This is a genomic window from Stenotrophomonas sp. NPDC077659, from assembly GCF_050268705.1.
In the GTDB taxonomy this organism is placed as follows: Bacteria; Pseudomonadota; Gammaproteobacteria; order Xanthomonadales; family Xanthomonadaceae; genus Stenotrophomonas.
Genome location: NZ_JBNNHG010000173.1, coordinates 1 through 7,399, shown reverse-complemented (window position 1 = coordinate 7,399; position 7,399 = coordinate 1). Strand labels below are relative to the sequence as shown.

6 protein-coding genes are annotated in these 7,399 nt (G+C 67.3%); all 6 read left to right on the top strand.

Going from position 1 to position 7,399, the window contains the following annotated elements:
* Positions 1–211 precede the first annotated feature (211 nt).
* Positions 212–949, top strand: coding sequence for a cell division protein ZipA (gene zipA, locus ACQKDV_RS17305; RefSeq protein ID WP_427785376.1), 738 nt, complete (start codon positions 212–214; stop codon positions 947–949).
* Between the two features lie 155 nt (positions 950–1,104).
* Positions 1,105–3,576: an NAD-dependent DNA ligase LigA gene (ligA, locus tag ACQKDV_RS17300; protein ID WP_427785378.1), complete on the top strand. Its 2,472-nt coding sequence runs from the start codon at positions 1,105–1,107 to the stop codon at positions 3,574–3,576.
* A 52-nt stretch (positions 3,577–3,628) separates the two neighbouring features.
* Positions 3,629–4,114, top strand: coding sequence for an N-acetyltransferase family protein (locus tag ACQKDV_RS17295; RefSeq protein ID WP_427785375.1), 486 nt, complete (start codon positions 3,629–3,631; stop codon positions 4,112–4,114).
* Positions 4,111–5,067: an EF-P lysine aminoacylase EpmA gene (gene epmA / locus ACQKDV_RS17290; RefSeq protein ID WP_427785373.1), complete on the top strand. Its 957-nt coding sequence runs from the start codon at positions 4,111–4,113 to the stop codon at positions 5,065–5,067. Before ACQKDV_RS17295 ends, epmA begins: the two co-directional genes overlap by 4 nt.
* A gap of 132 nt (positions 5,068–5,199) precedes the next feature.
* The gene (locus ACQKDV_RS17285; RefSeq protein WP_427785371.1) at positions 5,200–5,937 is read left to right on the top strand and encodes a DUF3011 domain-containing protein; all 738 of its coding nucleotides are present in this window, start codon (positions 5,200–5,202) and stop codon (positions 5,935–5,937) included.
* A gap of 47 nt (positions 5,938–5,984) precedes the next feature.
* Positions 5,985–7,049, top strand: coding sequence for an S-methyl-5-thioribose-1-phosphate isomerase (gene mtnA, locus ACQKDV_RS17280; RefSeq protein ID WP_427785369.1), 1,065 nt, complete (start codon positions 5,985–5,987; stop codon positions 7,047–7,049).
* Positions 7,050–7,399 lie beyond the last annotated feature (350 nt).

Sequence of the window (7,399 nt, the reverse complement as noted above, 5' to 3'; positions counted from 1 at the left end):
GGCCAGCCACGTCGACCACACCGAGCACGACGTGTCGGTGATCGTGACCGAACAGCGATGGAGGCGGCCCACCAGCTGTCAGGCGTCACCATGCGCGAACCGGGCGTCAGCCGCCTGGTCAGCGTGGACCTGGAAGAAGCCGCGCGATTGGCGGGCGCGGCCTGACGTGCCATTCTAGTTACCTGAATGAACTAGCCGGAGTACCTGACGAATGACCGACACGGCACTGTTGCGCATCGGCATCCTGGCCGCCGGCCTGCTGCTGGTTGCCGCGATCTTCCTGTTTGGCCGTCCGAAAAAGAAGCCGCAGGGGCGTCGCGTGGAAAACGCCGAACCCACCAGCGGCGAGCGCCGCGAGCCGGTGCTGGGCGAAGACGGCGTGGCCCTGGCCGAGACCCGCAGCGAGCCGGGCCTGGGCGACGAAGGCCAGCAGGCCGAGCTGGGCCTGGCCGATACCGACCCGGGCAGCAGCGATCTGGGCAAGCGCGCGACCCAGGACTTCGACAAGATCGTCTCGCTGTTCGTGGCCGCCCGCGCCGGTGAGCAGCTGCGTGGCGAGGACATCGTGGTGGCGGCCGAGAAGACCGGCCTGGTGTTCGGCCATATGAACGTGTTCCACCGCCTGGTGGAAGGCCATCCCGAGCGCGGCCCGATCTTCTCGATGGCCAGCATCATGAAGCCGGGCAGCTTCGACATGGCCAACATCCGTGCGATGGAAACCCCGGCCATTGCCTTCTTCCTGACCCTGCCGGCGCCGCTGACCGCGCTGGATGCATGGGAAAAGATGCTGCCGACAGTGCAGCGCATGGCCGAACTGCTTGATGGCGTGGTGCTCGATGACAGCCGCAACGCTCTGGGTCGCCAGCGCATCGCCCACATCCGCGATGAGCTGCGTGCCTATGACCGCCAGCACCAGGCGCCGCCGCTGACCAAGACCCCGCGTTGGTAAATGCTGATGTGCCGACCAACGGTCGGCACCCGCCACATCGGCCGTCACCGCAGTAGATCCACGCCATGCGTGGATGGGTTGCATCGGTACGCCGGGGCATTACGAGGCCTGACACCCGGGCGCGGTAGAATCCCCGGCCATCCCAGAAGCACCGGATCCCGATGAGCCCCCGCCCCGCCGAACGCGCCGAAGACCTTCGCCGGCAGATCGCCCAGGCCAACCGCGCCTACCACGAGCTGGATGCGCCGGAGATCCCCGACGTCGACTACGACCGGCTGGTGCGCGAGCTGGAAGCGCTGGAACGCGAACACCCGGAACTGGCCCGCGCTGGCAGCCCGACCCAGCAGGTGGGCGCGCGCCCGTCCGGCCGCTTCGCCGAAGTGCGCCATGCAGTGCCGATGCTGTCGCTGTCCAATGCCTTCAGCGATGAGGAAGTGGCCGACTTCGTGCGTCGCATCGACGAGCGCCTCGGTCGCCGCAGCCTGCAGTTCTCGGCCGAACCGAAGATGGACGGCCTGGCCATCAGCCTGCGCTATGAAGATGGCAGGTTCGTCTTGGGCGCCACCCGTGGCGACGGCAGCACCGGCGAGGACGTGACCGCCAACCTGCGCGAGATCGCCGACATTCCCAACCGCCTGCACGGGCAGGATTGGCCGGATGTGCTGGAAGTGCGCGGCGAGGTCTACATGGCCCGTGCCGATTTCGAGGCCTACAACGAACGGGCGCGCCTGCATGGCGGCAAGGTGCTGGCCAACCCACGCAATGCCGCAGCCGGTTCGCTGCGCCAGCTCGATGCGAAGATCAGTGCGCAGCGCAGGCTCAGCTTCTTTGCCTACGGCACCGGCGAAGTGCAGGGCGGCGAACTGCCCGATACCCATTCGGGCACGCTGGCGCAGTTGGGCGCATGGGGCTTTCCGGTAAGCGCGCTGTGCCAGGTGGTGGACGGCACTGACGGCCTGCTGGGCTATTACCGTGATATCGGCGAGCGCCGCGACGGCCTGCCGTTCGATATCGATGGCGTGGTCTACAAGCTGGATGACCGCGCCGGCCAGCTGGCGATGGGTTTTGTTTCGCGCGCACCGCGCTGGGCCATCGCGCACAAGTTCCCGGCACAGGAACAGAGCACCACCGTGGAGGCCATCGAGATCCAGATCGGCCGCACCGGCGCCGCAACGCCGGTCGCGCGCCTGGCACCCGTGGCGGTGGCCGGTGTGATCGTGTCCAACGCCACCCTGCACAACGCCGACCAGATCGCACGCTTGGACGTGCGCGTGGGCGACAGCGTGATCGTGCGTCGCGCCGGCGATGTCATTCCCGAAGTAGTCAGTGTCATTCCTGACCGCCGCCCGCAGGGCACCATGCCGTGGCAGATGCCTGCGCGTTGCCCGGTCTGTGGCTCGGAGATCGTGCGTGAGGAGGGGGCGGCGGCGTGGCGTTGTTCGGGCGAGCTGTCCTGCCCGGCGCAGCGCAAGGAAGCCATTGCGCACTTCGCTTCACGCCGCGCGATGGACATCGATGGCCTGGGTGACAAGTACATCGAAACCCTTGTCGACGCCGGCATCGTCAAGAGCGTGGCCGATCTGTACCGCCTCAGCCGTGACCAGCTGCTGCACCTGAAGCTGGTGCTGGATGCCGAAGACCCCTCGGCGCTGGCCAACAACCTGAAGCCGCACCTGCCGGCCGAAGGCAGTGGCGAGGTGCTCAAGGCGGTCCTCAAGCTTGATGGGCAGAACCCGGCTTGGCGCACGCAGGCGCTGGTGCAGCCCGTCGCGTTCGAATGGAACACGAAGAAGATCGCGACCAAGTGGGCCGACAACCTGATTGCCGCCATCGATGCAAGCCGCGATGCCAGCCTGGAACGCCTGCTGTTCGCGCTGGGCATCGAGCACGTGGGCGAAAGCACGGCCAAGGCACTGGCGCTGTGGTTTGGCGATCTGGCGCTGATCCGCCGCCTGCCGTGGCCGCTGTTCAAGCGGGTGCCGGACATCGGTGGCGAAGTCGCACGCTCGTTGGGTCATTTCTTCGAGCAGCAAGGTAACCAGCAGGCCATCGACGCGCTGCTGCAGGTCGGCCAGGTCCGCATCCGTGATGCCCACCCGCCAAGTGCAAAGCTGCGCGAGGGCCTGGACCTGGCGCAGCTGCTGGTCGAGGCCGAGATTCCCGGCATCACCCGCCTGCGTGCCGAGAAGCTGGTGGCGGTGCTGCCCAGTGCACAGGCGGTGCTCGATGCCGAGCATGGCCAGTTCGTCAACGCCGGCCTGCCGGATGACACCGCACGTGGGGTCGCCGAGTGGCTGGACAGCGATGGCCATGGCGCGCTGCTGCTGGCGGCGGAAACCGAGATGCAGCACATCCTGGCCACAGCGCCGGCGATGGCCGAGGTGGTGGCCGGTCCGCTGGACGGACAGACCGTGGTGCTGACCGGCACGCTGGCCCAGCTCACCCGTGATGCCGCCAAGGAGCGTCTGGAAGCGCTGGGGGCCAAGGTGTCCGGCAGTGTGTCCAAGAAGACCAGCTTCGTGGTGGCAGGCACCGAAGCCGGCTCCAAGCTGGACAAGGCGCAGTCGCTGGGTGTGCCGGTGTGGGACGAAGAACGCCTGCTGGCCTGGCTGGCACAGCACGAGTAACGATAACGCTGGGCACCCTCCGCGCCCGGCCAGGAATACAAGAGGACACCCGATGCAGACCGCCCCGCTGGATTTCCGCCTCGCCATGCGTGCCGACGAGGAAATGCTGATCGCGTTGATACGTGAGTTCTACGCCGAAGACAAGATCGCGTTCGATGAAGCGCGCGTGCGCCGTGGCGTTGATGCGCTGCTGGCCGACCCCCGCAATGGCGAGGTGCTGCTGTGGCTGGACGAAGCGGCGCAGGTGTGCGGCTATGCGGTCATCGCCACTGGCTTCAGCCTTGAGCAGGGCGGCCATTTCATGTTGCTGGACGAGCTGTACCTGGCGCACCGCGCGCGCGGCCGTGGGCGTGGCAAGCAGGCGCTGGCCATCTGTGAGCAGCGTGCGCGCGGGCGCGGTGTCAGCCGCCTGCGGCTGGAAGTGAACCATCACAATGAACTGGCCCGTCGCCTGTACCTGGCCAGCGGCTACATTGATGACACGCGTGATCTGCTGACCCTGCCGCTGGACCACCCGCGCCCGGAGGGGATTCTGTGAGCGAGGCCCTGCTGCGCACGCTGCAGCAGCGTGCGGCGCTGAACGCGCTGATGCGCCGCTTCTTCGCCGAACGCGATGTGCTGGAAGTGGAAACGCCGATCCTGTCCGTGGCCGGCAACACCGAGCCGAACATCGACAGCTTCCATACCGATTTCAGTGGCCATGTCGATGCCGGTGGTCGCCGCCGCTGGCTGCGCACGTCGCCGGAATTCCCACTCAAGCGCCTGCTGGCTGCGGGTGTGGGCGATTGTTATGAGCTGGGCCGGGTATTCCGCAATGGCGAGGCCGGTGGCCGCCACAATCCCGAATTCACCCTGCTGGAATGGTACCGCGTGGGCTGGGACCACCATCGCCTGATGCAGGAAACGGCTGAACTGGTCCGGCAGGCGCTGGCCATGGTCGGGCGCGCGGCGACGTTGCGCGTTCTGAGCTATCGCGAACTGTTCCAGCAGCATGCCGGTGTCGATCCGTTCGACGTGGACGAAGGTGCGCTGCGCGCGGCGCTGGGTGACGTGCACATCGATCCGGCAGGCCTGACCCGTGACGATTGGCTCGACCTGCTGATGACCCATCGCATCCAACCGCATTTCGATGACGCGGTGATGACCGTGGTGCATGACTGGCCGGCCAGCCAGGCCGCGTTGGCACGCATCCGCCCCGGCACGCCGCCGCTGGCCGAACGGTTCGAGTTGTATCTGGGCGCGGTCGAACTGGCCAATGGCTATCACGAACTGAACGATGCAGGCGAGCAGCGTGCGCGCTTCGAACATGACCAGCAGCGCCGGCACGAGCGCGGCCAGGTTCAGCCCGCGCTGGATGAGGCATTGCTGTCCGCATTGCCGGCGATGCCGGCCTGCGCGGGCGTGGCCGTGGGCGTGGACAGGCTGCTGATGGCGATCAACCGCACGCCACGCATTGCCGATGTGCTGGCGTTCGATTTCGCACATGCCTGAACGACACGGTGCTCACTGCGCCTGAACAAAAACGGCGGATTTCGCGCTTGATTCAGCAAGCGCGATGATGGTCTTATCACGCCGGATGCAGGACACTGGCATCGTGGTTCATCCGCTCCGTTGGGGAATGCTTTGGTCAAGTGGTTTGCGGTCGTCGCGGCACCGATGTACTCCATGGCGATATGGGGCGGCGTGCTGCCGTCGTCGGCGTCGGCCCAGCAGGCCGGCTACGAGGGCGAGGTGGTGACCTGCGAATCGCGCGACATGGGGTGGGTGCATTGCGATCTGGACGTCAGCAACGGTGTCGATCTGGTGCGCCAGTTGTCCAGCAACACTTGCATCCGTGGCAGTGAGTGGGGGACCGACCGCAGTGGCGTGTGGGTGACCCTGGGCTGCCGAGCCGAATTCCGTGCGCGTGCCGCGCAGGGTGTGGCCGGTGCTACGGCAGGCGATGGCAGAAGCAAGCGCCTGGTGCGCCGCGTGGTGCGCTGCGAATCCAACGGCCGCCCGCAGAGCTGCCCGGTGCGGCTGGATGGCGCACCGGTGCGTCTGCTGCGCCAGCTCTCGGTACTGCCGTGCCGCGAAGGGCAGGGCTGGGGCTACAAGCGCAATGAAGTCTGGACCAGCCGTGGTTGCCAGGGTGATTTCGAGGTGGCCGATGACGAGGGTCGCTTCGTCGACGTGGCGCGCAAAGTCACCTGCGAATCCAAATCCAAGCGGCGGCGTTTCTGCGGCGCCAGCATTTCGGTCGAGGCCCGGGTGATCCACCAGCTGTCCGGCACGCCCTGCGAGGAAGGCAGGACCTGGGGCTGGAGCCGCAATGGCATCTGGGTGGATGGCGGCTGCAGGGCCGAATTCTCGGTGAACTGAGCCTGCGCGGGCTCCAACCGCGCCGGGCGTGGCCCTACAATGGGCCCATGAACACTGCCACCGACCTCGATTACGCCCGCTACGACCACATCCGCCCGATCCTGTGGACCGGCGATGCCCTGCAACTGCTCGACCAGCGCAAGCTGCCGTTCGTGGTTGAGCACGTGGTCTGCACTGACAGCGACGACGTCGCCGCGGCCATCCACGCGCTGACCGTGCGCGGTGCGCCGGCCATCGGCATCGCCGCTGCCTGGGGCGTGGTGCTGGCTGCGCGCGAGGTCCAGGCCACCGATGGCGCGCACGCCCTGCAGCAGCTCGAACCGGCCCTGCAACGGCTGAACGCCTCGCGCCCGACCGCGGTGAACCTGGCCTGGGCGCTGGCCCGCATGCGCCGTTGCCTGGCCGCCGCCGGTGCCGACTGGAAGGTGCTGCTGGAAGCCGAAGCGCAGGCCATCGCCGAGGAAGACCTGGCCGCCAATCGCCACATGGGCGCACTGGGGGCAGGCCTGATCGATGCCGGCAGTGGTGTGCTGACCCATTGCAATACCGGTTCGCTGGCTACGGCCGGCTTCGGTACCGCGCTGGGCGTGATCCGCGCCGGCATGGCCCAGCACCGCATCGCCCGCGTGTTTGCCGGCGAGACCCGGCCGTGGCTGCAGGGCGCGCGCCTGACCGTGTGGGAGCTGCAGCAGGACGGCATCGATGCCACCCTGATCGCCGATTCGGCCGCTTCGCACCTGATGAAGACCGGCGCGGTGCAGTGGGTGATCGTGGGTGCCGACCGCATCTGCGCCAACGGCGATACCGCCAACAAGATCGGCACCTACCAGCTGGCGATCGCCGCCCGCCACCACGGGGTGAAGTTCATGGTCGTGGCGCCGTCCTCGACGGTGGACATGGACACCGTGGATGGCAGCCAGATCGAGATCGAGCAGCGAGACCCTGGTGAACTGTACGGCGTGGGCGGCACCCGCACCGTGGCCGAAGGCATCGCCGCCTGGAACCCGGTGTTCGACGTCACCCCGGGCGAGCTGATCGACGCCATCGTGACCGAGCGCGGGGTGATCCTGAACCCGACCCCGGAGAACATGCGCGCCGCCTTCGGCGGTTGACGCAGCGGAGTCCGATGCCTGTAGAGCCGAGCCGACGCTCGGCTCAGCCGGGGAATCCGCCGCAGCCGAGCATAGGCTCGGCTTTACAGGGGCGGCATGGACCCCTAAGTTCCTGATTTGTGCCGGTAAAATCCCCGCAAAGGGAGGCGGAAAACGGCCTGTTGTGGTAGTATCCACAGGTTGAATCGAGGTTCCGGCACGACCCCCTCCCGCAGAGGGCTGCGCCGGACTGGACCGCTACCAGACAACGGAACCCGAATGGCAGAAACCGCCAAGGAAATCATCCAGGTCAACCCCGCCGCAACCCGATCCTGCAGACCTGCATCGGCCCGAGCGACGAACACACCAAC

What these genes read in the sequence shown, in the direction of transcription:
- mtnA (WP_427785369.1), top strand. Translation starts at nt 5,985, where the DNA reads ATGAACACTGCCACCGACCTCGATTACGCCCGCTACGACCACATCCGC.
- ACQKDV_RS17295 (WP_427785375.1), top strand. Translation starts at nt 3,629, where the DNA reads ATGCAGACCGCCCCGCTGGATTTCCGCCTCGCCATGCGTGCCGACGAG.
- zipA (WP_427785376.1), top strand. Translation starts at nt 212, where the DNA reads ATGACCGACACGGCACTGTTGCGCATCGGCATCCTGGCCGCCGGCCTG.